This is a genomic window from Bacillus sp. OV166 (assembly GCF_900177675.1).
Classification (GTDB): domain Bacteria; phylum Bacillota; class Bacilli; order Bacillales; family Cytobacillaceae; genus Neobacillus.
Window position 1 is genome coordinate 3,834,446 of sequence record NZ_FXWM01000001.1, and the last position, 23,585, is coordinate 3,858,030.

Genomic DNA, 23,585 nt, shown 5'->3' on the forward strand with positions numbered 1-23,585 from the left:
AAAAAAAGATAAATATAAGACCACATCGTGAAGTCGGTGTGGTCATTAACATAGATGATAGCTCGCTACGAGATCTTTCATTGGTATTTTTCAAGTCGACACTAATTTTTCTTTTTTATACAGCTTTTCTTTAATATTTTCAATATAAGTGATATACGCCTTTTTCGAGTTTTCAATATGAATTCTCATTAAATACTCTGCCATTTCCGCTTCTTTATCGCGCAAGGCTTTCATGATATCAATATGTTCCCTTAAGGATTCTTTTCTTCTGCCTGGTGTCTCATATCCCATATTTGCAGCCATATGTATATAGTCAATCAGACCAGAGAGAATCTCAAACAATTTGGGGCTTTTCGATGCCTTATTAATCAGACGATTCATTTGTATATGTTCAAGATTAAAGTTTTCTTCGGCTTGATCTCTTAACAACATCAGTTCTTCGATCTTTTGATCCAATTCTAGTTGCGTTTCTCTATCCATCCGCCCCGCAGCTAATTTAACGGCCAAAACTTCTAAAGAGGCAAGAATTGTAAATACTTCGATGACTTCACTCTCGGAAATATTGGAGACGACGACACCTTTTCGGGGAACCGTTTTTACAAAGCCTTGGGATTCCAATCGGAACAAAGCCTCCCGAATCGGTGTGCGGCTGATGCCTAATTTCCCGGCAAGTTCTCTTTCAATTAAACGATCGCCCGCTTTTAATTCGCCCTCCAGAATCATTTCCTTTAAATAAATATATGCATGTTCCCGAATCGATAAAAGATTGTTTTCCTCCCATCTTACGTCCATAAATTCCACCCGCTTATTTTTTATTATTTTCTAACATTCATTTTTACGAAAGAAATACTCCACCATAGATCAAGCAGCAAACAATTAGCAGGGATGGATGCATTTTTACTCTAATCAAAGTAAAATAACTAACCACAGCCAAAAAGACTAAATGAAAAACACCACTATTCTCATAAGCTGTTAAAAAGAATTGATAGGCCATCACAGCAAGTAAAATTGCAATAATTGGCTGTACTGACTTTGTCATAAGTGCTACTTTTGGAGAACCTTTAAATAGATTTACAAACTTAAAAAGTAAAATAACGGCGAGAGCAGAAGGAAGGATCGTTGCGATTAGAGCAATTACTGCACCAAGAATCCCGCCCACTTCATAACCAATATAACCGCCCATTTTGGTGGCAATTGGTCCTGGCAAGGCATTCCCAATCGCCAATACATCCCCAAACTCGGATAAACTCATCCAATGGTAATTGTTGACCACTTCATTTTGTATTAACGGAATGGTTGCAGGACCGCCGCCATATCCCAATAAATTAGCAATAAAAAACGCCCAAAAGATATGCAAATAGATCATGAACTTTTTTCCTTTCTCTGAAGAAGCACCTCAGCGGAAGCTTTTGCCGCTTTTTCTTTTCGATCCGCAATGATATAGGCAGTGATGAGAAATACCGCAATCAAGATGCCGGGATGCCAGTCAAGAAACTGGACAAATATTAAAGAAACGACCGATAGTGAGAGCATAATCGGAAAACCTAAGCCTTTACGTCCATTTTGGAAAAAACGATAAGCCATCTCCAAGAGCATAAATCCGATCACAGGCGTAACCCCTTGAACCATCCCACTAACAATTGATGATTCTTTAAACCTATAAAGCACACCCAATAAGGCGATCATGGCAATAATTGATGGTAAAATGTGAGTAAGAATAGCCACGGTCGCACCTAAATACCCCTTCACTTTATAACCGATGTACGCCGCCATTTTGGTAGCAATCGGTCCTGGCAAAGTATTGGCTAATGCCAGGATTTCGACAAATTCTTGTTCGTTCATCCATTTGTATTTTTTAACAGCTTCAAATTCAATCAGCGGTATCGTCGAGGGCCCGCCCCCATAACCGGTCACACCGGTGCGGGCAAATCCAATAGCTAACTCAACATATGCTTTCAGTTGACTCTCCCCCTTTTTATACCAATATAACATTCTGTCGCATATTTTAATAGAACCGAAGATTAAGATAGACCCCATTCTGCTAAAACAAATGCTTCGAATGAGGTCCTGTTATTATTATTTTTTTATATCGGCTTCGGTGATTACTTCATATCCGGCACTTTCTATAAAGCTTTGCAATGCTTTCAAGGCTGCTGTTCCCACGGCCGTGTCTTGCTCGCCGTTTCCACCACTTACACCAATTCCACCTACGACTTCACCATTGACAACAATCGGGAACCCACCAACAAAAATGGCGAATTTCCCTGGAAGCATCTGTTGGATTCCAAAGGCTTCATTTCCAGGAAGTGCAGGTCCATTCGGCTCTTTGTTAAATAAATGGGTAGAGCGTTTATGGCCAGCAGCCGTATACGCTTTAGCAATCGAGATTTCAGGTCCCGTGATCCGCGCTCCATTCATACGTTCAAGCGCAAGCAGGTTGCCGCCATCATCGACAATAGCGATGGTTTCTAGAACATTGATCTCTTCTGATTTTTTCTTAGCTGCCTCAATCATTATCTTTGCTTCTTCTAGTTCTAATTTCAATACAGATTTCATGGATGTTCTCCTTTACCTAATGAATTATTTTAATAGCCCATATAGACAGTTTTTAATTGCGTAAAGAACTCTAAACCCACTCTTCCGGATTCACGGAATGTAGAAGTACTTGATTTTTTCAGGCCTCCAAATGGTGCATTCATTAAGTTCCCTGTCGTTGTGCGGTTAACCTTGACTGTTCCTGCTTGGATATCCTTTGTAAATTGGTTGGCGATTTTGAGATTATTGGTAACAATCGAAGCGGATAACCCATACTCGACGTCATTCGCAACGGCGATGGCTTCTTCATATGTATCTACTTCAATCACAGCCACAACCGGTCCAAAGATTTCTTCTTTCGCAATCCGCGAATTAGCATTTACATTGGTAAAAATAGCTGGCTGAACATAGTATCCCTTTTCAAATTCTCCAGTCACTAATGGCTCACCGCCATATACTAATTCAGCACCATCTTCTTTTCCGTATTGGATATACTTTAAAACATTCTTCAATTGTCTTTCGTTGGCAAGCGGACCAATTTTCACGCCTGCTCCAAAACCATTACCTACTTTTAGTGCCCTTGTTTTTTCAACAAGTTTCTGAACAAATTCTTCTTTTATGTTTTTCAAGACGATGACACGGCTTGTTCCTGTACAAGCTTGCCCTGTTAACGAAAAGCCCCCGTTGACAGTCAAAGTGGCGGCTAGATTAAGATCAGCATCATCCATAACAATTAACGGATTCTTCCCGCCAAGTTCCATTTGCGTCCGGGTTGTAAAGCCTGCCTTTTTATGAATGTCTTCCCCAGCTGCGGTTGAACCTGTGAAAGTGACAGCCCTAACAGCAGGATGGGTTACCAGCAAGTCACCCACGTCTGAAGCTTTACCCGTAACAAAGTTAATCACGCCTTTAGGAATTCCTGCCTTATCTAGTGCTTCGACTAGACGATAAGCTATTAATGGAGTATCTGAGGAAGGTTTAAACACAACCGTATTCCCCGTGATTAAAGCGGGAGCGATTTTTCGGGCAGGAATAGAAAGTGGAAAGTTCCAAGGAGTTATGACACTCACCACTCCAAGCGGTTCTCTTTCCGTTGAAACTTTCATATTTGCATCATCATTTGGAAAGGTTTCCCCAGTAAAACTTTGTCCTTCTACTGCATAATAACGGAGCGTTTGAGCTGAACGTATGACTTCATTCTTGGCATCATCAACATGCTTTCCTTCTTCTCTTGTTAATTCTTCTGCCAAAGAATCTGCATTTTGTTCTAGGATACTCGCTGCTTGATTTAAGATAGCCGCACGCTTGGATGGAGCTGTTTGGGACCAGCTAGGAAAAGCATTCTTAGCCGCTTCAATCGCAATTTTAACATCCTGTTCGTTTGAAGCCTGGAATTCCCCAACAAGATCTTCAGTATTTGCAGGGTTCACACTAAAAAATGTTTTTCGGCTCCCCGATTCCTGCCATTCTCCATTTATATAGTTATTGAATGTCTCTACTTTTGTAGTTATCACAACTATCACCTTTTTTCATTTATTTGTTTCCATGGTTTTATAAAAAAATGGCCGTCACTTAAACCTTTAAATTACAAGATTAATAGGACGGCCGGTAAAGTTTTCTTATTACTTTGTTTCTACTAGTGCTCCTAAATCCTGCTCACAATACTCTCTCCATAACCCATCCATGTACATACGGCGCATTTTTGCACCTGTACGAACGACTTCTAAGCAGCGTTGCTGTAACTCAGGAGTATCGGCGTGGTCAAGAACAATTTTATAACCGCGCTCACCATGGATTTCATCAGATACGATGTGTAAGTCAAAAAATTCAATTTCTTCATCTGTAAACCCATATTGTTCACGTAAAGCAGGTGTTTGCTTACGGTAAATATCTGGTACTTGTGATTCCAAGCCTACAACCAGAGCTGCTGTTGCTACGACGAAATTCTCGCGTGCTGCAACTGCGAAACACCAGCTTTGAAGCCCTAAAGTGGTTGGAGCCATATTGTTTGGATCGATAATTCTTTCTGCAGTCGTACCACAGGCTTCCGCAAAACGAATCAATAAATCAGTGTGACGGTCAGCTGCAATTTCTTCTTCATACATGTTCTGTAAAGTGAAATCTTTTGCAGCTGCAAATTTTGGGTCTGATGGAGTGTTGTGATAAATATACGCTAAATAGTCTGCGAATGGTCCTACATAATGGTAGTGATTTTCAGCCCATCTAGAAAAGTGCTTTCTTCCAAGTTTGCCCTCAGCCCAAGCTACTGTAAATGGAGCCTTCTGGCTATGGTTACCCTTAATTGCTTCTTCTAATTGTTTGCGAAATTCATCTTTAGATAATAATTCTGTCAACTGAAACTCCTCCTCTAATATTATGTAGGTACCCAAGTTTAACTTGGTATTTGATATTTTGTATACCAAATTAGATTAAAAATAAAAAGATTGTGGATTCTTTCCTCTTCCAGCACTCTTTAATTCGGTGAAAATATCGTTTTGGTATACCTTACGTTTATACTACCAATATATTGTTTATTTGTAAATATAATTTTTAGAATTTTTTAAAGATTGATACTCTTTTTTCTCTACTACTAAAATTATTGATGGACGTCCACTTTCAGTTCTAATAATTTATAGAGTTCTTTTGAAAGATTCTCTATGGATTCCTCTACGATCTGCTGACCGATTTCCCAGCTTGCTTTAGTGGCATCCCCAATACAGCCGTTTTTCGTCATTTCTTCATAATAATAAAATCCTTGAATCGCTTTTCCAGGTCGAAGCTGCTTCCATCTTCCCTCTTCTTGGATATCACCTTTTTCTAGGTTTTCGGGACGGACTAGCTCAGGAGCCAAATAAAGTGCTTCAGAAACTTCTCGTTCACAGCTATGACCAAATAATAGTGATGTTACATTTTCCTTAATCGCTTTTTTAGCAGATGCAGTCGTCTTAGCATAGTAAATTTCAACATCCAGTTCTTTGGTTAACATCATAGAAGCAACGTTTAAGGTTGATTGGTTACCGCCGTGAGAATTTAAAAACAAAAACCTTTTAATGCCGTGATGCTTCAATGATGAGACAACATCCTTTAAAACCGCAATTAATGTAGTGGGCTGCAAGGAGATGGTTCCCGGAAAATTTAAATGGTGTTGCGAAACACCCATATTAATGGTTGGTGTGACCAATGCAAAAGGAAACATTCGTTGGCCTAACTTCTTGGCCATCTTTTCAGCTAAGACAGCATCGCAACTTTCTACCATATGGGGACCATGTTGTTCGTGAGCACCAATTGGAATGATCGCAAATTCAACAGTATTAAGCGATTCTTCTACTTCTTTCCATGTCATACTGGTTAAATCATAACAATCCATTTTAACTCACCTACTTAAGTTGATTGTATTTTGTATACCATAAAAAATATAAATAAATTCCCTATCAAGATTGGATAGCAGATTGTTTCTTCGGGGCTTGGATCGAGATATTTTCCTGTGTAATTTCAATATCTTCTTTAATGGTTAATTGACATGTTAAGCGATAGCCCTCATTGACCTTATTTCCAAGCATTTTTTCTTCTTTCCAATTCGGTGGAGATAATGACTCAGCTCCGTTTACGACGATACAAGTGCATTTTGTACATCGCCCCATTCCGCAGCCATACTTTAATTTTGGTAATTGACGGGTCCCTGCTAATACTACTAAATTGGCATTGTTTTTCACTTCTTGTTCAATTGTTGTTCCATCAACATGAATGATCACTTTTGGCATATTGATACCCCTTTCTGTTTATTCCAAAAATTTTGATACTTTTCTGAAGTATACAATCTTTTTGTTAGATAAGCAAACTAGAATTTTTAATTGGAACGAATTTTTTTCATGTAAATCAGTTAGTCTATCAACAACTTAGATAATTATTTAAATATTTAGAATATAACCTTGAACATTTTAACATCCTGATATAAAATACACATAAGGAGTTTGGTATACAATATCCCTTGGAGGTGAGAAAAGAAAAAAATTAACGTAGGAAGTTACTATACTTAGAGGAACAGAAATTAAATACTTATCCGACTTGAAATTAAAGGGTATTAAAAACTCAAAGGAGTGTTCTACATGGGGAAATATATTGTCTTAACTAATAAAGATACCTTCCAAACAATTCTCGAAAACGATGGGTTAAAACCGATTGAAACCTACCATTTCTATTTCTTTGACAATTTAAAAGCGAAATATACGATTGCTGAAGTCCTTGATGAAACGATTAAAATTCGATTATTTGAAAATTTTGAAGGAAAAGAATATGTTAATCAGATAGCTGTAAAGTTTTTTGAAAAGTTTGATACCATTGAAGCTGCTCGCGAGGAATTAAATGAGATTGTCAAGGCGTCCGGGAACAGCGTGGATTCTGTCAACTCCAAACTGGTAAAATCAGCTGAGGTAGCCGTTTAGAAAATTTATTGTACAAAAAGATAGCTTTTCTATATATAATTTCCGGAGAGGTAGTTTGGCTCTCCGTTTTTTTGTCTTGATATTGTTTTTAAAGTACAAAAAACCGCCGGCTTTTAAGCGGCGGTTGAATAAGTAACGTTAGAACTTAAGAGTTTTTCTTAGTGAAGCTAGTTTTTTCTCAGCTTTTTCTGCAGCCCTTTTGGATCTAAATAGAAAGTTAAACATTTAAAAGCCCCCTATTAATTGAGTTATTTGATAATGTAATTGTATAATGGAATTAACAATAAAACAAGGTTTTTGTATACCAAATACCATATTTATTCATAATTAATGGCAAATTCGTGACAAAATTGGCCTAAATAATAATATATGGTATACAATTCATTAAAGATTGGGTGGTTGATATGCTGAGGTATATGTTTTTTATCGTAATTTTATTGTATCTATTCTCTGTGTTAGTGCCTGTGCTAAATCTGAGTGTACTAATCTCCTGTCTATGTCTTGCGATTGTGCTAATTACCTTATTTCAAGCCAAGCGATTTGTTCAAGTTTTAGGAGGTACATTTTTGTTGCTTGGAGTGGTCTTATTATGGACAAGCGGGGCTTCCTGGCATCAATATATTCTTTCTTTCGGCCCTATGCTGGACTTGCTTACCATGTTTACACTGATTCCGATTTTAGGGATACCGATAAAACTAGGCGGTTATAGCGGGGGCATCCAAAATATTATTCAAAAAAGAGTAAAAACCTCTGGTCAATTGTACATGATTACGTCTGGCCTATCTTATTTTTTTAGTATTTTTATGAATCTGGCCACATTACCAATGACATACTACTCGATTAGGCCAGCATTAGATGTCATTCCCGTTGAGAATAAGGAACGGTTCATGAGCCGAGCGATTACGCGCGGGTTTGCCATGCCTTTAATATGGGCACCTGTTACACCAATTGTCGGGATAGTTATCACAATGACAGGAGTTAGCTGGGTCTCGATACTCCCGTATGTCATTCCCTTAAGCATCGTAGGTATGGGGGTGGATTGGTATATCGGATCACGTAAGGCAAATTTCATGATCCAAAACAAAAAGGACCTATCCGTCCACGAAACCGCTGCTACGGTCGAACCAACAGGTCAGATGAATCGTTCGGGTAGAGTCTTTCAAATTCTCTTGGCAATCATCATTTTTAACGTGGTCATTTCTGTACTAGAATCAAAGTTTCCTTATCCGTTTTTAATTTTAGTATCCTTACTTGTCATTCCATTTTCGTTTACCTGGTCCTTCCTCTTAAAACAGAGTAAAGAGTTCGGAGCCCAGTTGGTCCAGCATTTTCAATCCTTCTCTGTAAGTATGAAGGATCAATTCTTCATTTATTTATCAGCAGGTTTTTTTATCTCAACCATTAATGTTTCCCATAATAATGTATTGCTGGATGCATGGGTAAATAAATTTATTAATTTTTCAGGTGTGGAAATCTTTTTGATATTACTGCCTTTAATCCCGCTAACTTTTGCTTTTCTAGGGCTGCATCCCGCAGTTTCATTAGCTCTAATGACAGAAGGCTTGAATCCAGAGGTGATTGGGATTTCACCACATATTCTGACTGTGGCGATGTTAGCAGGAGCTGTATCAGCGTTTCTAGTGGGTCCATATAATGCCACATTGGGACTTATGTCAAACATCGTCAAGGAAAGCTCCTATAAAGTATCGAACTGGAATCTTTCCTTCGCAAGTATTTATATCGGATTTGTCATGTTGTATCTATTTATTTTACAAGTGTTTTTTGCCTAACACAGCCGCTCATCACTAAAGGTGTCAATCATTTGATTGACACCTTTAGCAATTTAATGGCTTGTAGGACCATCACTAGATTTCTCTGCTTTAATTTCTTTGACTATTTCCTTAGCAAAGTGCCCAAGACTCCCCTCATTATAGGAACGTATCACTTCGGGTGCTAGCGATGTTAGCGCTCTTTTAAGGTATTCTGGAGATAATCCTCTGTCCGCAAATTCAGTCTCGATATTGATTGCCGTTTTTAAGGCAAAATACGTGGCTAATTTATTTACCTCTGTTAAACAACTTTCACGATCAATTTTTACCCTTCCAATCTCCTCAAAAAGCTCTTTAATCTTTGGGGGTAATACGGATTCAGTAATAAATAAACCATTTGCGTGTTCCAATAAATCTCTAGAATGACCCATATACTTCATGCCATGAACCTCTAAGCTTGGAAATTTGGTCATTAGCTCATTGGTAGCAAAGTTCGTTGCCATATTAATGATAGATGGTGTATGCTGAGCATTGCTCTGGAGCTTTAAGCTTGAGATAAACGGAATAATCTCCGTAGCAGGAAGTGCGAGAACTAAGATATCTACATTACCTATTTCACTTTCTGTTAAGTGATAGCCATTTTGAAAAAGGTGGAGATAATTTCTGGCTTTTGTTTCAACTGGGTGGTAAACACCTATTGGGATTGACTTTTTATCCCAATGAGTCATCAACGCTGTTCCTAATTTTCCTATCCCTACTAAACCAATCCTTTGTTGTTTCATCTTGTAGCCCCTTTCATCTTTTCATCCGATGTATTTTGTCTTTTCAAGATAACAAATTGTCATCATTCAAACTAAAATAATAAAGCTATCCCAAAAATCAGTTTTGCGCTGACTTTTGGAATAGCTTCTTTATTTATTTGCGACCCCTAATTTCTATATCTAGTATACTTAAATACATTAAAACTGTTACTTTACCAAATGAAAACTGCCAGTATTGTTGCAATGGTAAGTCCGGTTATAACTGGGAAGAAGTTCTTTCTGGCCAGTTCTAACGGTGATACTTGTAGGAACCCGGCAACTGCAACAAGAGATGACCATGCAATCAGCGTACCTCCGCCGCTCCAAACCGCACCCATCTGCCCAATAGCTGCCAGAACGGAAGGATCGATATTACTTCCAGGTCCAATCGCTCCAGACAAAGCACCTGTTAACGGAAGCCCTGCAAACCCAGAACCATCTAACCCTGTAATGATTCCAACGATTAAGATACTAAATGCTGCTATAACTGGGCTATGTGGAATATAATTTTGACCTGCTTGGATCAAATCAAATAGAAAGCCTGGTTTGGCAGCATCTTCACCTAAGGAAAGGATTGACGCTGAAAAGTCTCCGCTTCCCATAAAGAAGTAGCCTGCAATCGGAATAACGGGTGCCATCGCCCTAAATGCGAACACAAAACCTTCGGTAATATGTTCACTAATTTTATCGAGTGCATGAATTCGGTTAAAAGCGATCGTCGCCAACACTAAGAGAATGGTTGCCACTCCTCCAATAAAAGCTGCGCCGTCGCCTCCCTCAAATCCAGCTCCACCGCCAATTTTTGTTTGGAACATAAAAATCATAACAGCAAGCATTGCTAAAGGCACAATAATCGCAAAGATTTTTCCCCATTTTTCTTTTACTTTAATAACTTCAGCAGTTTCTTCTACTGTAGCAGCAAGTTCTTCGGTAACTTGAAAGAATGCCTTTTCCTCTTTATTAATCTCATTAACAGATCTTTTTGTAATCGCTTTTCGATGTGTGGCATACACAATCGCTAGAGAAGTTATTCCAGTAATGAGAGAAAGTATGAAGGCCTTATCTGATACTAAGGATTTATCAATTCCTGCGGCTTTCGCACTAAGCATTGGGGCTACTTGCATAATATAGTCTGATGAAAGTGCCATACCTTGTCCTGAAATAACAATAACCATTGCTGAAGTCATGACTGGCAATCCTGCACTTACTGCTGCAGGCACTAACAAAGCACAAATTAACGGAACAGCTGGGGTTGGCCAAAAAAATAGTGAAATCACAAACGTAGTGACCATTAACACTAAATAAGAAACGTGTCCGTTTACCATTATTTTTTGGATCGGCACGACCATCCTTTTATCTGACCCTAGATCCTTCAAGGAATTAAGGAGACCGATCATGATGGAAATGATTAGGAAAATACTAAAAAGTTCCTTAGCGGCAACCAGGTTTGCATTAAAGACGGCTTGAAAACCGCCGATCACGCTCCCTTTATACACGGCAGCTACTAAAAAGGTTCCAACTATAAGAGGTAAGACAACACCTTTTCTAAAAAGCATGATAATAATAACGGCTACAGTGACTACTAGATAAACCCAATGAGCTGCTGTTAATTCCATATTTCCCCTCCGTTGTTTTAAAAAATTTTTAAAACGATTGATGCGAAAGATTTCTTTAATTATTGGAAAAAACCGTAGGTGAAGGAATACCAGTTATTAATGGCTCGTTACCATGGTGTATATCCTCTACTTCTGAATTTCTTTTCTTATTCCCTATAAAGATTACAATTGCTATTTTCAATAAAAGAATAAATTCAAGAGATTACCTTGCATATTGTAGATTGTATACCATGATAATAAAAAAATATTTTCGTAATTTCTGATTACAACTAAATACTGAATTAAAATCAACCTTCCATACCACCATTTTTCGACTTCCTAAAGCAATCAATCTACCTAAAAATAAATTTGAATATGAATGCGCTTACACGTTTTTTACTGGTTTTTAAGTAGTTTGATTATGAAGGAATAATCCAGATCATCCCCTTCTTTTTCACTATGTACACCTTGTTTTCTTAAGGTTGAAAATAATATACCATTATTTTTTAATCTTTGCAAATAATTTAGAAAATTTAGAAGTTTATATAAATTCATATGATTACTATTGCTTTTGTGGATCGAATCGGCTAAAATGTATAAAATCGATGGTATATGGTATACAAATTACTTTTAATACATAGATTGGTAACTTTATAGTTCATAGCTATAAAAATTTTAATCCGAGGAGAATGAAAATGCTTAGAGCAGGTATCATTGGATATGGAACGCTTGGAAAGAGTATTAGCGAGTTAATTGAGTCAGGACATGCTGGTGATGTCGCCCTTCAAGCCCTTTTGGTTAGAACCCCACTTGGTCCTTTAGGCAACCCACCTAGTCAATGTACGGTAACTACTAATGAAGATGTTTTTTTTAACCAAGATTTAGATATCATTATTGAAGCAGCCGGTCATCATGCCCTCCAACTATACGGTGAAAAAGCCCTTTCCTCAGGAAGTAATTTAGTCATCCTTTCTGTCGGTGCTTTAGCAAATATAGACTTTTATGAGTCCTTACAGGCGGCCGCAACTAAATACAATAAACAAATGATAATACCCTCTGCAGCAATCGCTGGATTGGACCGAATCGCTGCTGGTGTATTGGGAGAAATTGATGAAATCACCCTTATAACAAGGAAGCCAACAAAAAGTTGGTATGGGACGATTGCGGAGGAGAAAGTAGATTTAGAAACAATTAAAGATCCTTTTTGTATTTTTAATGGCAATGCCAGAAACGCTGCAAAATTATTCCCTGAAAACGTGAATGTATCCGCAGCACTAAGTCTTGCCGGGATTGGATTCGAAGAAACGAAGGTTCAAGTTTATGTGGACCCAACGATTCAAATGAATACCCACACAATCACTGCGAAGGGCTTTTTTGGTCAAATGGAAATAACGATTCAAAACAAGCCTTTTAAGCAAAATCCTAAATCTAGTCCTATTGTGGCGATGAGTGTCGCAAAAGTTTTACAGAATCTAACCACCCCAGTCGTAATCGGACTTTAATTACTTGCAGACAGAAATAGAAAAACTCCACCAGTGGATGGAGTTTTTTTATTTATTTACTCTTTTTTACTTGATTAACAGCCTCAATATACGCTTTTCGAGAATTTTCAATATGAATCTTCGTCAAATACTCAGCCATTTCTATTTCCTGATTGATAATGGCTTCCATAATTCGTAAATGTTCTTCCATCGACTGCACCGGTCGGCCTGGATTTTTATAACCTGTCTTGGCAAATGCCCGAATATAATCTGACAACCCACTTAGTATTTCATATAATTTTGAATTTTTTGCTGAACTGTATAATAGATGATTCAATTCACCATGTAAATTAGAGAAATCATTATCATTCTTATCCTTTAAGCAGACTTCTACTTTTTTACAGTACTCGACAAACTTACTTTTGGTTTCATCGTCTAATTTTTGAGCAGCTAATTTTGCTGCCAAAACCTCAAGTGAGGAAAGAATCGTAAATACTTCAATAATTTCCTTATCTGAAATATCTGCAACTATAACACCTTTTCTTGGAACGGTTTTTACAAACCCCTGCGATTCTAATCTAAACAACGCTTCACGGATAGGTGTTCGGCTGATATTCAACCGCTCTGCCAGTTCCCGTTCCACCAAACGATCACCCGTTTTAAATTCACCTTCTAAAATGAGATCTTTAATGTGAATAAAGACCCTTTCGCGTAAAGACAATAGATCTTCCTCTGCCCAATTATTCCCCACGGTTTCTCCCTCTTTCTAGGTATACATTGTACCAATTATAACTTACTCTAATTGTAAACATCAAATACTATGGTTGAATTTACCATGGGAGTGGGAAATAATTTTAAATTTTTCATCTTTGGATAGTTTCAATAAGTCTTTTGAGAGTTGAGGGTTCCCCTAAGACTGCTTGCGTAATAATCTTTGCCATAACTTCGGCCAACTTCACGACAGTGAATAATCTCGTATTATTTAAGGATTGCGCAGGTGCTAATGAATCCAGGTAATTAACCACAGCTTTCATATGGTATTCACCTACACTAGGTAAAGATTTATTAACCGCCATGCCTGGTACTAAAGAACCTTTTTTTAAAAAAATAAACCCAATTTGTCGTTCATCCCCCAAACAAGCATCAATACCCAAGATAAATGGTTGATTATGTTTTTGATAAATGTCCTTGAGAATTTTCTTTATATTTAAGGCATGAACTGGTTTTTCTAAGGTTCCATATACCGGAAAAGGAATGTCTGCTTCTGTTAACATCGTCCCGACAATCGGTCCTAGTGAGTCTCCTGTGGAACGGTCTGAACCCACACACAAAATTATGACTTCCCTCGAGGTACTACTAAGGACTTCTTTGAGTTTAGTGACAATATCAATTAGCTCGGTTCCCTCTGTAGTCTCTTTAACGGAAACATAGCATGACCTTTCTGCCTTCTCAGTCGTCTTTTTCTTGCCGTCAAAAGGCCACATAAACATCAACCCTCTTCTCAAGTTGTATTTTATACACGTTTGCTTTTATTTTATGATACCTAAAGTAAAACCTGCCATAATCCTGCTAATAAAAATCTCATAAAAGAACTCTAGAGTTCACAATTTTGTAACAAAACAGTACCTGACCCTCGCTATTGTACAACTTTAAAGCAGTGGGAGTCAGGCACTTTATATACTTTCAATTAAGTTAATTCGATGATAAAGTTCTTTATTTATTGGAGTTGAGATCCCATATTTATCTGCCAATTTTAGGACGGTTCCGGAGAACAGCTCCACCTCACTTGGACGTCTGGCTTCGACATCTTGAGCCATGGATGGTTTTCCGTCTGGACTTAAGGTTGTAATACACGTAACCAATAGTCTAAATCTGCTTCGGTTAAGTGGATGCCTGCTCTTTCAGATAGCGTGATTACCTCTCTCATCGCAGCAATCATCATCTCTCTTGCTTCTCCTTCTCGTTGAATCTCACCATAGTTGCTCTGAAAGACAGCTACGGTTTGATTGACTCCGACATTTAACATAAACTTTCCCCATTGTCTCTTAACCATATTGGTATCGACCTCATAGGGAACTGCCATTTTTTCAAAAAAAGCCGCGACACTGTTAACATTTTCGGAAATGAATCCTGGTTCTTGTTCACCAAAGCAAAGCATTCCCATATGGTCGTATCTGAGTTGATTCCCCTCTTTAACGGCATCCATTCCTTGGGCAACACAATATAAAATTTTCTCATGCCCATATGCCTGGCCTATGACAGCCTCACTGGAAATCCCATTTAAAGCCGATAAAATGATCGTCTGGTCACCCATATGATTCTTTACTGCTTGAATCGCATCCTTTAAACCATTATATTTCACTGTGAAAATGAGCAAATCAGCTGGCTCGCATCTTTCATCAGGTGTCAGATAAGTGAAATCGCAGCGTTCTCCGTTACAATAGACGTGTTCATTTTTATATTTGGTTATTCGGTCCCGGTCGGCAATAATTCGTAAATCTGCTTTTGGCATTTTCTTTGATAAATGATGTCCAAAAAGTATTCCTAATGCACCTAAACCAATGATCGATACCTTTTTTATCTCTATCACACATTTCATTCCTTCCATATTGAAAAAGTGCTTTATGCGAATTTTGTATTTTGATTTCGCAACTAAATAGTATGTAAACAGGCTTTCACAAATCTATTTTACTACTTGTATTTTATTAATGAAATATAAAAACTCTGTTGAAATAGATTCCAACAGAGTTTTTAACGAGCACATTCTATTATTTATATTCCGCCCCCATCATCATGGATGGTACTGTTTTCCTTGCGAATAGTCGCTGAAAGGCTGATCACACCCACGGTTGCGATCAATGTACTTACAATGATAATAATATTATAAATATTAATCTTAACTAAGAGATTAATCAGGATATAAGAAATAACAAGCGAAGCTAAAGGTGAGATTAGCCAGACTTTTAGAATCCTTTGAATGACTGATTTTTGCCAAATACCAAACCCCTTTTGTGAGGCACCCACACCTAATATTCCACAGGTGGTTACTTGGGTGAGAGGAATTGGCAAACCAAACAGTGATGCGACAATAACGAGGGTTCCTCCTGTAAAGGAAACCGCACTCCCTTCTAGCAAGGAAAGTCTGGTGATTTTCTTCCCATTCGTTTCAAGCACCTTGCTCCCAAGTAAAATCGCTCCGATTGAAACGAATAAACCACCGATCAAGATTCCTTTACTCGTGGAAATCATCCCAGCCCCTACCAGCGGTCCAACGGCATTTGCTACATTATTCATCCCAGCTGAAAAGGCCTCTAAACAGCCCCCTATGACAAGTAATACCGCCAGCCATTTTTTCCATCTTCCATTCCTAGTTAAACCGACCCAACGCTTTTCAGCAGCGGATATCAACTTTCCAAGTCCAAAGGTAATGAGAAATGAGACGATTGGAACTAACACCCAGAAGAAAACAATCACCAAAAGATTATTTATGTATAAACTTTTAAAAGCGATCCCAGCACCTACAATCGATCCAACGGTAACCTCACTTGTCGATAAAGGGATTCCTAACATATTTGCAATAAACAATGTCAACGTAGCTCCTGCAAGGATAAGGACGACTAATTTAATCGTTAGGAGATTGGAAGGAATAATTCCCTCGCCAATCGTTTTCACAACCTCTCCACCACCAAGTACAGCACCTAGAAAAGCTGCTAATGCAACCAAAATCATGGCCAAGCGCTTACTCTTTATGGCATCTGCACCATAGGCCGATCCCATCGATGCTGCCGTCCCACTTGCTCCAATATTCATCGCAAAGAAAAAAGCAATAATAAAAGCAATAGACGTCCAAACCATGTATAATCTCTCCTTATGTACTCAATCTATTAAACTGGTAAACACGCAACTAATTTTATACTCCCAATTCATACTATTCAGGTAGGAATAATTTATTATTTTGTTTATTATACATTCCCAAACCACATTAATCAATCAATAATTTCAGATGTCTTTAAATTTTCAAAAAATAACTTTTTACTATTTTTAAAACCCATTTTTTGAAAATAAAAAAAGAGTCCGAAGACTCTTTTTTTTGTAGTAATTTGGATTCATACATCCACTAATGTAATGCTGTCTTAGTTGAACTCTTTAATGAAAATCCCTCGTACCACTTAGCAGCGATTTCGGTACACTTTTGGCGATAGGCGCCGACTCCGCCTACATAAATGAGGAAGCCACGTGGCTTGCCTGGGATATTTGCCCCTGTGTACCATGAGTCAGTTTTAGTATAAAGCGTGGATTCGGCTACTTCTCTGCAATGGGTACTCCAAGCTTCTTCCGCCTCAACAGTCGCCTCAATCGTTTCCACACCATTCTTATTCATATGCTCAATACAATCCGCAATCCATTCCACATGCTGTTCAATGGAGACAGGCATATTATTCAGCACAGAAGGACTTTCAGGACCAGTAATCATAAACATGTTCGGAAAACCAACATTTGCAATCCCTAGGTAGGTCCTCGTCTGTGCTCCCCCAGCCCATTTCTCTTTCAGTGACACCCCGTTTTTACCCCGAATATCTATCTTCAATAAAGGCCCAGTCATTCCGTCGTATCCTGTGGCAAAAACAATCGCGTCCAGTTCATATTCCGCTTCCGTGGTCCGGATCCCTTTTAGAGTAATTTCCTCAATCGGTGCTTTCTTCACGTCTACCAAGGTGACGTTTTCACGGTTATACGTTTCGTAATAATTCGTGTCAATGATTGGCCGTTTGGTACCATAAAAATAACTTGGTAAAAGCTTTTCGGCCACCTCAGGGTCACCTACAATCTTACGGATCTTGGAGCGGATAAATTCGGCAGCCGTTTCGTTGGCTGCATCATTAATAAGCAGGTCATAATAGGCAGTAAAAATGCCTAATCCACCCTTCTCCCATGCCTCCTCGTATACACGCTCTCGCTCTTCAGGTGTAACCTCCAGCGCTGACTTAGTAGGTGGTTCCACTGGCTGGCCCCCCTGGGATTCACGCATTTGTCGTTTTATCTCGCTGAAATTTTCTTTAGCCTGCCGGATATACTCCGGGTCGTACGGATGATTTCTCGCTGGGGCACAATACTGTGGAGTTCGTTGGAAAACGGTAAGGTGTTCGGCCTCTTGAGCGATGACTGGGATGGCTTGGACGCCAGTTGAACCAGTGCCAATAATGCCGACTCGCATACCCTTGAAATCTACCTTTTCGTGCGGCCAATGTCCAGTGTGATACCACTCGCCCTTGAAATTATTGATCCCGTTAAAGTTTGGTACATTGGCAGCAGAAAGGCAGCCTACTCCTGTGATGAAGTATTTCGCTGATACACTAGTTCCATCGTTCAAATGGATCATCCATCTATTATTCTCTTCATTATAATGGGCAGCCAAAATACGAGTCTGAAACTGGATGTCACGACGGAGATCAAACTTGGTTGCTACAAAATTTAGGTAACTTAGTATTTCCGGCTGCTCAGGATATCGAGAGGTCCAGGTCCATTCCCTATAGAGTTCTTCTGAAAAAGTGTAGTTATAATAGATGCTTTCCGAGTCACAGCGTGCTCCGGGATACCGGTTCCAATACCATGTACCGCCAACACCATCACCCGCCTCGAAAACACGGGTAGAGAAACCAGCTTCACGTAAGCGATGAAGCGTATACAATCCCGAAAACCCTGCCCCAATAACAACAGCGTCGTAGTTGGCAACTTGATTTGACTGTTTAGTAGATTTCAAAATTCCTACCTCCCGCATCTAATATTATCGTTAAACCCTGCCGACTTTTTGGTCAATTTCACTTAAAAACTTGGTAAAACTAGAAATTGATCCTTTAATTCGCTCTGGAAATACCGCCATATTGGTAAAATAACCATGTACTAAACCTGATTCAATAATCGTTTCAACCTTGACCCCTGCTTCTTTTAAACGCTCAGCATAGGCTAAACCTTCATCCCTTAGGACATCATTTTCTGCGGTAATAACGTAAGCTGGTGGGAGATTGCTTAAATCCTCTGCCAATAATGGGGCAATATATTTATTTTTTGTATCCTCATTATTGTTAATATAATAATTTCCAAACCAAATCATTAAGTCTCTATCAAGACCAAATCCAGTTTGGAACTCTTGATATGACTTGGTGTCGTACCCGAGGGCCGTTACAGGATAAATAAGAACCTGGGCAGCGATGTCTGGACCATTTTGTTCTTTGGCGATTAACGATACGACGGCTGAAAGATTTCCACCTGCACTGTCACCGCCAACAACTAAATTGGAAGCGTTTCCATTTATTGCCACAGCATTTTCACTAATCCATTTTAATGCCGCATAGGAATCCTCTACAGGTATTGGAAACTTATATTCAGGTGCAAGCCTATAATCGACTGAAACGACTACTCTCCCAGTTCGATTAGCAATCATTCGGCAACTTGGGTCTGCTGTCTCAAGATCCCCAATTACCCAGCCACCGCCATGGTAATAGACAAATAGAGGAAATGGTCCTTGACCTTCCGGAGTATAAATTCTCACCTTAATCTCGGCATCATCGGCGACAGGAATCATTCTGTCCTCTATCTTCGCAAGCTGGGCCAGCTCTACCTCTACGGGAGGGGCTAATGCAAACATTTCTCTTACTGTCTGTGCATCTAATGACTGGATTAATGGCATCTGGCTGAACAATTCTAAATAAGCTTTTGCTTGCGGGTCTAAATTGGCCAAAAAACATCTTCCTTTCCTAATTGGGAATTTTTCAACTTTTAAAGAAAAGATTTTCCTAAAAGTGTATCTTAAGGATATATTTTTTTGTATAATTTGAATATTCCCAATTTTAGACGTGCTATATCCCTATAAAGGAGATGATAATATGACATCTCAGTCTACCTTACAGCATCGAATTCACGATTTAGAGGAAGCCACCTGCCATGAAGAAAGATTATATAAAATTCTCGAAGTATACATGGACCTTTATCCTGTCATGAATGCCTATTTATTTAGATTTTCTCCGTTAGGTTTCCTTGGTGAAGGAATCATCTTATTAACATCTGATGGTATGGTACATATTGGGGATATTCGTGACGATATTCGATCCGTGCCGATCATTTACTCAAGCATAAATGAAAAGAAAGCAAAGTATTGTTCAGGTATTGAGTATCTAAAGCAAACAAGTAGTAAATACATAACTTCTTCGAGTGTAAATTCGATCGTTGTTGTACCTATATGTTTCAGGTCTGTCATTATTGGATATATTTGCACAACGGAGTTCGCGAAAGAATCTGTGATAGATGAAAAACTTCTTTCTTTATTAACCCTTTATGGCAAAGAAGTTGGAAAGTTTCTAGAAAAATTCGATAGTGTGGAAGACCCGCAAGTATTAAGTAAGCGGGAACTAGAAGTTATGAGGAGAATTGCCTGGGGAGAAAGCACAAAGGAAATGGCCGATTCGATGGAAATCAGCGAATTAACGGTAAAACAATATGTGAAAACAACAATTAAAAAGCTTGGCGTTCAGAATCGTTCCCATGCGATTGGAGAGCTTTTCCGGAGAGGAATACTTTAGTAGTTTTTTGAAAGCGCTTTATTTCCCAAAGTAACTTACCTTAGATTAGATAAACTGGAGTATCAGCACCCAAGTGGGTGCTCTTTTTATTACACATCAAGTGCCAGGGCTAATTCATAGCAACTCAGGTCAATCTCTGTTTGTTTTCCTAAAACAAGTTTTGCTAGTTCCACGCCGAGATACGGTCCACTCGTTAATCCTGAAGCACCTAATCCATTGGCTAAATAGATTCCTTCACAATCAGGTAAAGCCCCAATCACAGGCAAAAAGCCAGGGGTGAACGGCCGAAAACCGACTCTTGTTTCAAGATACGTACCAGCAGCTAATCCAGGTGCTACTTCTAGGGCTTTGCTTAATATTTCATGGATTCCTCCTGCCGTTACACGATTGTCAAATCCGGCATCATTTTCATGAGTCGAGCCGACGACGACTTGGCCATTTTCAAAGGTAAGAATGTAATGGTTTTGGGGTGGAATAACAACCGGCCATCGGCTCGTATCTGTTTCAGGCAACTCAAGGTGGATGATTTGTGCCTTTTGTGGTTTGACTAAAAAATGAACTCCTAATGGCTGTAAAAGCTCTTTAGACCATGCCCCTGCCGTAACAATGACCTGATCTGCTAAAAATGTTGAATCATCAAGTATAATGCCAACCACTTTGTTTCCCTGCATTGCTAGGGAGGCATTCCCGTTACGGAAAGTAACTCCATGCTTGATCGAGGCACGGATTAATGACTCACGTAATGCTCTTCCATTTACCCGTGCTCCTCCACTAACATGAACAGATCCATACTCCTCAGATAACGGCGGGAAAAGCCGCTTTGTTTCAGCAGGTGAAAGAATGGTAATCTCCCCAATTTCGGGTGCATCGTCCCTTCGTTTCAGTGCTCGCTCAGCCATTTGTTCGAGTTTACTCATTTCTGTATGAAGACTAATTGCCCCTACCCGTTGATAGCCCGTTTCTTTCTCGCCATCTGCTTCCAATTGAGCAATTAATTCTGGATAGTAACGAGCTCCTCCTTTTGCTAACTGATACCATGCTTTGTTTCGCCGCTGTGAAAGCCATGGACAAACAATCCCCGCTGCGGCATCAGTTGCCTGCCCGGGATCCATACGATCCACTAATGTCACCTCTGCCCCTAATTGGGCAAGGTGATACGCTGTTGAGGCCCCGAGAATTCCTGCTCCAATAACCACGATCTTCTGCATATTACACCTTTTCCGCACTTTTTAAAAAAAGGACTTAATGATTTCTTGTTCATTCATACATTCTGTACAAATGTATTCAATTTCTAGAGCATCCTCGCGTACCATGTGCTCTGTTTCTTTACCGCACTTTTCACAATAAAGATTTTTGGGGAATTCTATCATATCCTACATCACTCGCTTTATTAAATAATGTTTACAAGCATAAGTGTAATGTTCCCCATAATAACGTATTTTAGCAAAAGGCGGAAGAATTTACTGCTAATGGCATTAATAAATTTTATCTTTCATTGATTCAAAAGGACCAACTTATAATGAAATGGAACAAAATCGGTTAAATTATATACGAGCAATTTTTCATTGCTCAAAAAACTTCGTCGGGAGTGATGTATCATGGCTAGAAACAAACTATTGGTTCCTGGAGCAGACAATGCTTTAGATCAAATGAAAGAAGAAATTGCCAACGAGTTTGGAGTTCAACTTGGTGCTGATACGACCGCACGAGCAAATGGTTCAGTCGGAGGCGAAATGACGAAACGTCTTGTCGCTTATGCTGAACAAACCCTTCAAAATCATCAAAATCAATAACAGATAATTTCCAAAAAAAGGCTGTCCCAATTATTTTGGGACAGCCTTTTTTCATTTAAGCTATACAAACTTCGCTATTTTAAGTTTAAATAGAAGAAAAGGTAGGAAAGGAGAACATCATGACACAAAAAACAGCCATCGTTACTGGATCTTCTAGCGGCTTCGGATTATTAACCGTGATTGAACTGGCATTAAAAGGATTTACGGTGATTGCAACGATGAGAGATGTAAACAAAGCACAGCCTTTACTCGGACTTGCAAAAGAAAACCAGGTAGAAAATTTCATTCATGTCCTCCCACTTGATGTTACCTCCACGGAATCCATTCTTCTATTTCGAGGCAAACTAGAGGATTATCCCTCTATAGATGTGTTAGTCAACAATGCGGGTTATGCACTTGGAGGTTTTAGTGAAGAGCTCTCCATCGAGGATTATCGGCTTCAATTTGAAACCAACTTTTTCGGATTGATCGCCGTAACCCAGGCAGTCCTTCCATTGATGCGGGCAAAGAAACAGGGCAGGATTATTAATATGAGCAGTATCAGCGGAAAATTTGGATTCCCCGGATTGTCTGCATATGTCGCATCCAAGCACGCGCTTGAGGGCTATAGCGAAAGTTTACGACTGGAGCTGAAACCATTTGGGATTGATGTATCTCTAATTGAGCCTGGATCTTTTTCAACCAATATTTGGGCAAGTGTTAATGGGATGGAGGTCAATGCTGAATCACCCTACTCATCCTATATTGAGAGCTTACTAAATGAAATTGAAGGTGGAAAAGCCGGCCATGGCAATCCAATCGATGTAGCCAAACTGGCTGCACAAATTGCTTCGCAATCGAAATCACCCGACCTCCGGTATCCAATCGGGGCTGGTGTAAGAAATATGCTTGCCATTAAAAATTTCCTGCCGTGGAAGCTTGTAGAATCAATCATCTTAAAGAAGCTAAAACCTTAGTTATTAGCAGCATCGATGATAACAAGAGGATTTTTTCGAGATGCTTGTTTATCACGAATTCTCGTAAGTCTTTTCGATTTTTCTTTTTCGTAAAAATAATGAACAAAGAAATACGAGATGACACCAAGGATGATCCCAAAAATAGTCATTCCAATTAACACATGGACTCCGCCATGAAGAAGACTGACTACGCCACGGAAATCCCCTTGCAATAATTGTTCAAACGAAAATGGTGTTTTATGCCCGATTTGCCCGTTAAATGGATAGATTAGTTTACCAATTTTCTTGGCAAAAGGTAAAAGAAGAACAGGAAGAAAGGATAGTTTTCCAATGACATTTCCGATGATTGCTGCAGGCAATGAACCTTTAGCTATCCGAACCATCGGTAAAAACACAATATAAATAAGGGATGCAGACGATAGAACGACCATTTCCAAACCAAAACCAATCGCAAATCCCAAGGAAACTTTTTTCGCTCCTCCGGGAGAACGTAACAGTTTGATAAAATTCAACTTAAAAGCTCGTCCAATTCGTTGAAAAATATTATGCTTTTTATGTTTTAAGTTCATAGGAACACTTCCTTTTTTTTACAGATTTTCATCCACTGCTTCCAAGTAATTCGAGGTTTCAATTCGTT

General features: G+C 39.0%; 23 protein-coding genes and 1 pseudogene. 6 read left to right on the forward strand and 18 right to left on the reverse strand.

Annotated features, from left to right (window positions below; translation table 11 throughout):
* Nucleotides 1-90 precede the first annotated feature (90 nt).
* The 8 genes from CCK98_RS18615 to CCK98_RS18650 all read right to left on the reverse strand — a co-directional run bounded on the left by CCK98_RS18615 (nt 91) and on the right by CCK98_RS18650 (nt 6,296).
* Entirely contained in the window at nt 91-792 is a 702-nt protein-coding gene (locus CCK98_RS18615; RefSeq protein ID WP_088087935.1) for a GntR family transcriptional regulator, read from the reverse strand.
* Between the two features lie 43 nt (nt 793-835).
* Nucleotides 836-1,366 carry a chromate transporter gene (locus CCK98_RS18620; protein WP_088087936.1) on the reverse strand — a complete coding sequence of 177 codons (531 nt, stop codon included), beginning with the start codon at nt 1,364-1,366 and terminating at the stop codon, nt 836-838.
* Nucleotides 1,363-2,037, reverse strand: a complete 675-nt coding sequence (locus CCK98_RS18625; RefSeq protein WP_256942397.1) for a chromate transporter — start codon at nt 2,035-2,037, stop codon at nt 1,363-1,365. Before CCK98_RS18625 ends, CCK98_RS18620 begins: the two co-directional genes overlap by 4 nt.
* A 39-nt stretch (nt 2,038-2,076) precedes the next feature.
* The gene (locus tag CCK98_RS18630) at nt 2,077-2,556 is read right to left on the reverse strand and encodes a heme-binding protein (protein ID WP_088087937.1); all 480 of its coding nucleotides are present in this window, start codon (nt 2,554-2,556) and stop codon (nt 2,077-2,079) included.
* A 29-nt stretch (nt 2,557-2,585) separates the two neighbouring features.
* On the reverse strand, nt 2,586-4,049 hold the full coding sequence (locus tag CCK98_RS18635) for an aldehyde dehydrogenase family protein (protein ID WP_218780163.1): 1,464 nt from the start codon (nt 4,047-4,049) through the stop codon (nt 2,586-2,588).
* A gap of 108 nt (nt 4,050-4,157) precedes the next feature.
* Nucleotides 4,158-4,889 (reverse strand): TenA family transcriptional regulator, encoded by a 732-nt coding sequence (locus CCK98_RS18640; RefSeq protein WP_088087939.1) that lies wholly within the window; start codon nt 4,887-4,889, stop codon nt 4,158-4,160.
* A 242-nt stretch (nt 4,890-5,131) separates the two neighbouring features.
* Complete coding sequence (locus CCK98_RS18645) at nt 5,132-5,902, reverse strand: creatininase family protein (RefSeq protein ID WP_088087940.1); 771 nt, start codon at nt 5,900-5,902, stop codon at nt 5,132-5,134.
* Between the two features lie 64 nt (nt 5,903-5,966).
* Nucleotides 5,967-6,296: a 2Fe-2S iron-sulfur cluster-binding protein gene (locus CCK98_RS18650; protein ID WP_088087941.1), complete on the reverse strand. Its 330-nt coding sequence runs from the start codon at nt 6,294-6,296 to the stop codon at nt 5,967-5,969.
* Between the two features lie 345 nt (nt 6,297-6,641).
* Here CCK98_RS18650 and CCK98_RS18655 point away from each other — a divergent pair, with 345 nt between their 5' ends.
* The gene (locus CCK98_RS18655; protein ID WP_088087942.1) at nt 6,642-6,977 is read left to right on the forward strand and encodes a hypothetical protein; all 336 of its coding nucleotides are present in this window, start codon (nt 6,642-6,644) and stop codon (nt 6,975-6,977) included.
* A gap of 566 nt (nt 6,978-7,543) precedes the next feature.
* Complete coding sequence (locus tag CCK98_RS18660; protein WP_256942398.1) at nt 7,544-8,767, forward strand: hypothetical protein; 1,224 nt, start codon at nt 7,544-7,546, stop codon at nt 8,765-8,767.
* 53 nt (nt 8,768-8,820) lie between these two features.
* Here the strand turns inward: CCK98_RS18660 and CCK98_RS18665 are convergent, their stop codons facing one another.
* On the reverse strand, nt 8,821-9,528 hold the full coding sequence (locus CCK98_RS18665; RefSeq protein ID WP_088087944.1) for a hypothetical protein: 708 nt from the start codon (nt 9,526-9,528) through the stop codon (nt 8,821-8,823).
* Nucleotides 9,529-9,719: 191 nt separating this feature from the next.
* Nucleotides 9,720-11,162 carry a hypothetical protein gene (locus CCK98_RS18670; RefSeq protein WP_088087945.1) on the reverse strand — a complete coding sequence of 481 codons (1,443 nt, stop codon included), beginning with the start codon at nt 11,160-11,162 and terminating at the stop codon, nt 9,720-9,722.
* A 674-nt stretch (nt 11,163-11,836) separates the two neighbouring features.
* Here CCK98_RS18670 and CCK98_RS18675 point away from each other — a divergent pair.
* Nucleotides 11,837-12,643, forward strand: a complete 807-nt coding sequence (locus tag CCK98_RS18675; RefSeq protein WP_088087946.1) for an aspartate dehydrogenase — start codon at nt 11,837-11,839, stop codon at nt 12,641-12,643.
* A 52-nt stretch (nt 12,644-12,695) separates the two neighbouring features.
* Here CCK98_RS18675 and CCK98_RS18680 read toward each other — a convergent pair whose 3' ends face one another.
* From CCK98_RS18680 to CCK98_RS18705, 6 genes and pseudogenes are all read right to left on the reverse strand, one after another.
* Complete coding sequence (locus CCK98_RS18680) at nt 12,696-13,373, reverse strand: GntR family transcriptional regulator (RefSeq protein ID WP_088087947.1); 678 nt, start codon at nt 13,371-13,373, stop codon at nt 12,696-12,698.
* Nucleotides 13,374-13,485: 112 nt separating this feature from the next.
* On the reverse strand, nt 13,486-14,112 hold the full coding sequence (gene yyaC, locus CCK98_RS18685) for a spore protease YyaC (protein ID WP_256942399.1): 627 nt from the start codon (nt 14,110-14,112) through the stop codon (nt 13,486-13,488).
* Nucleotides 14,113-14,295: 183 nt separating this feature from the next.
* A pseudogene (locus CCK98_RS18690) lies at nt 14,296-15,212 on the reverse strand (ketopantoate reductase family protein).
* A gap of 182 nt (nt 15,213-15,394) precedes the next feature.
* Nucleotides 15,395-16,477: an inorganic phosphate transporter gene (locus tag CCK98_RS18695; protein ID WP_088087949.1), complete on the reverse strand. Its 1,083-nt coding sequence runs from the start codon at nt 16,475-16,477 to the stop codon at nt 15,395-15,397.
* Between the two features lie 262 nt (nt 16,478-16,739).
* Nucleotides 16,740-18,383, reverse strand: coding sequence for an NAD(P)/FAD-dependent oxidoreductase (locus CCK98_RS18700; RefSeq protein WP_256942400.1), 1,644 nt, complete (start codon nt 18,381-18,383; stop codon nt 16,740-16,742).
* A 30-nt stretch (nt 18,384-18,413) separates the two neighbouring features.
* Nucleotides 18,414-19,361 carry an alpha/beta hydrolase gene (locus CCK98_RS18705; protein ID WP_256942401.1) on the reverse strand — a complete coding sequence of 316 codons (948 nt, stop codon included), beginning with the start codon at nt 19,359-19,361 and terminating at the stop codon, nt 18,414-18,416.
* Between the two features lie 145 nt (nt 19,362-19,506).
* Between CCK98_RS18705 and CCK98_RS18710 the strand changes: the two genes are divergently transcribed.
* The gene (locus tag CCK98_RS18710; RefSeq protein WP_088087951.1) at nt 19,507-20,199 is read left to right on the forward strand and encodes a LuxR family transcriptional regulator; all 693 of its coding nucleotides are present in this window, start codon (nt 19,507-19,509) and stop codon (nt 20,197-20,199) included.
* Between the two features lie 89 nt (nt 20,200-20,288).
* On the opposite strand, the gene CCK98_RS18715 is transcribed toward CCK98_RS18710, so the two are convergent.
* Complete coding sequence (locus CCK98_RS18715) at nt 20,289-21,407, reverse strand: FAD-binding oxidoreductase (RefSeq protein ID WP_088087952.1); 1,119 nt, start codon at nt 21,405-21,407, stop codon at nt 20,289-20,291.
* A 390-nt stretch (nt 21,408-21,797) separates the two neighbouring features.
* Here CCK98_RS18715 and CCK98_RS18720 point away from each other — a divergent pair, with 390 nt between their 5' ends.
* Together CCK98_RS18720 and CCK98_RS18725 are read left to right on the forward strand one after the other, a co-directional pair.
* Nucleotides 21,798-21,992 carry an alpha/beta-type small acid-soluble spore protein gene (locus CCK98_RS18720; protein WP_088087953.1) on the forward strand — a complete coding sequence of 65 codons (195 nt, stop codon included), beginning with the start codon at nt 21,798-21,800 and terminating at the stop codon, nt 21,990-21,992.
* Between the two features lie 119 nt (nt 21,993-22,111).
* Nucleotides 22,112-22,948 (forward strand): SDR family oxidoreductase, encoded by an 837-nt coding sequence (locus tag CCK98_RS18725; RefSeq protein WP_088087954.1) that lies wholly within the window; start codon nt 22,112-22,114, stop codon nt 22,946-22,948.
* Here CCK98_RS18725 and CCK98_RS18730 read toward each other — a convergent pair.
* Nucleotides 22,945-23,517, reverse strand: coding sequence for a DUF2062 domain-containing protein (locus CCK98_RS18730; RefSeq protein ID WP_088087955.1), 573 nt, complete (start codon nt 23,515-23,517; stop codon nt 22,945-22,947). The two genes, CCK98_RS18725 and CCK98_RS18730, sit on opposite strands and share 4 nt — an antisense overlap.
* Nucleotides 23,518-23,585 lie beyond the last annotated feature (68 nt).

Excerpts from the sequence above, each read along its gene's own strand:
- CCK98_RS18695 (WP_088087949.1), bottom strand. The coding sequence starts at position 16,477 with ATGGTTTGGACGTCTATTGCTTTTATTATTGCTTTTTTCTTTGCGATG.
- CCK98_RS18675 (WP_088087946.1), top strand. The coding sequence starts at position 11,837 with ATGCTTAGAGCAGGTATCATTGGATATGGAACGCTTGGAAAGAGTATT.
- CCK98_RS18665 (WP_088087944.1), bottom strand. The coding sequence starts at position 9,528 with ATGAAACAACAAAGGATTGGTTTAGTAGGGATAGGAAAATTAGGAACA.
- CCK98_RS18710 (WP_088087951.1), top strand. The coding sequence starts at position 19,507 with ATGACATCTCAGTCTACCTTACAGCATCGAATTCACGATTTAGAGGAA.
- yyaC (WP_256942399.1), bottom strand. The coding sequence starts at position 14,112 with ATGTTTATGTGGCCTTTTGACGGCAAGAAAAAGACGACTGAGAAGGCA.
- CCK98_RS18725 (WP_088087954.1), top strand. The coding sequence starts at position 22,112 with ATGACACAAAAAACAGCCATCGTTACTGGATCTTCTAGCGGCTTCGGA.
- CCK98_RS18715 (WP_088087952.1), bottom strand. The coding sequence starts at position 21,407 with ATGCAGAAGATCGTGGTTATTGGAGCAGGAATTCTCGGGGCCTCAACA.
- CCK98_RS18630 (WP_088087937.1), bottom strand. The coding sequence starts at position 2,556 with ATGAAATCTGTATTGAAATTAGAACTAGAAGAAGCAAAGATAATGATT.
- CCK98_RS18720 (WP_088087953.1), top strand. The coding sequence starts at position 21,798 with ATGGCTAGAAACAAACTATTGGTTCCTGGAGCAGACAATGCTTTAGAT.
- CCK98_RS18650 (WP_088087941.1), bottom strand. The coding sequence starts at position 6,296 with ATGCCAAAAGTGATCATTCATGTTGATGGAACAACAATTGAACAAGAA.
- CCK98_RS18670 (WP_088087945.1), bottom strand. The coding sequence starts at position 11,162 with ATGGAATTAACAGCAGCTCATTGGGTTTATCTAGTAGTCACTGTAGCC.
- CCK98_RS18615 (WP_088087935.1), bottom strand. The coding sequence starts at position 792 with ATGGACGTAAGATGGGAGGAAAACAATCTTTTATCGATTCGGGAACAT.
- CCK98_RS18645 (WP_088087940.1), bottom strand. The coding sequence starts at position 5,902 with ATGGATTGTTATGATTTAACCAGTATGACATGGAAAGAAGTAGAAGAA.
- CCK98_RS18730 (WP_088087955.1), bottom strand. The coding sequence starts at position 23,517 with ATGAACTTAAAACATAAAAAGCATAATATTTTTCAACGAATTGGACGA.
- CCK98_RS18625 (WP_256942397.1), bottom strand. The coding sequence starts at position 2,037 with ATGGGGTCTATCTTAATCTTCGGTTCTATTAAAATATGCGACAGAATG.
- CCK98_RS18620 (WP_088087936.1), bottom strand. The coding sequence starts at position 1,366 with ATGATCTATTTGCATATCTTTTGGGCGTTTTTTATTGCTAATTTATTG.
- CCK98_RS18655 (WP_088087942.1), top strand. The coding sequence starts at position 6,642 with ATGGGGAAATATATTGTCTTAACTAATAAAGATACCTTCCAAACAATT.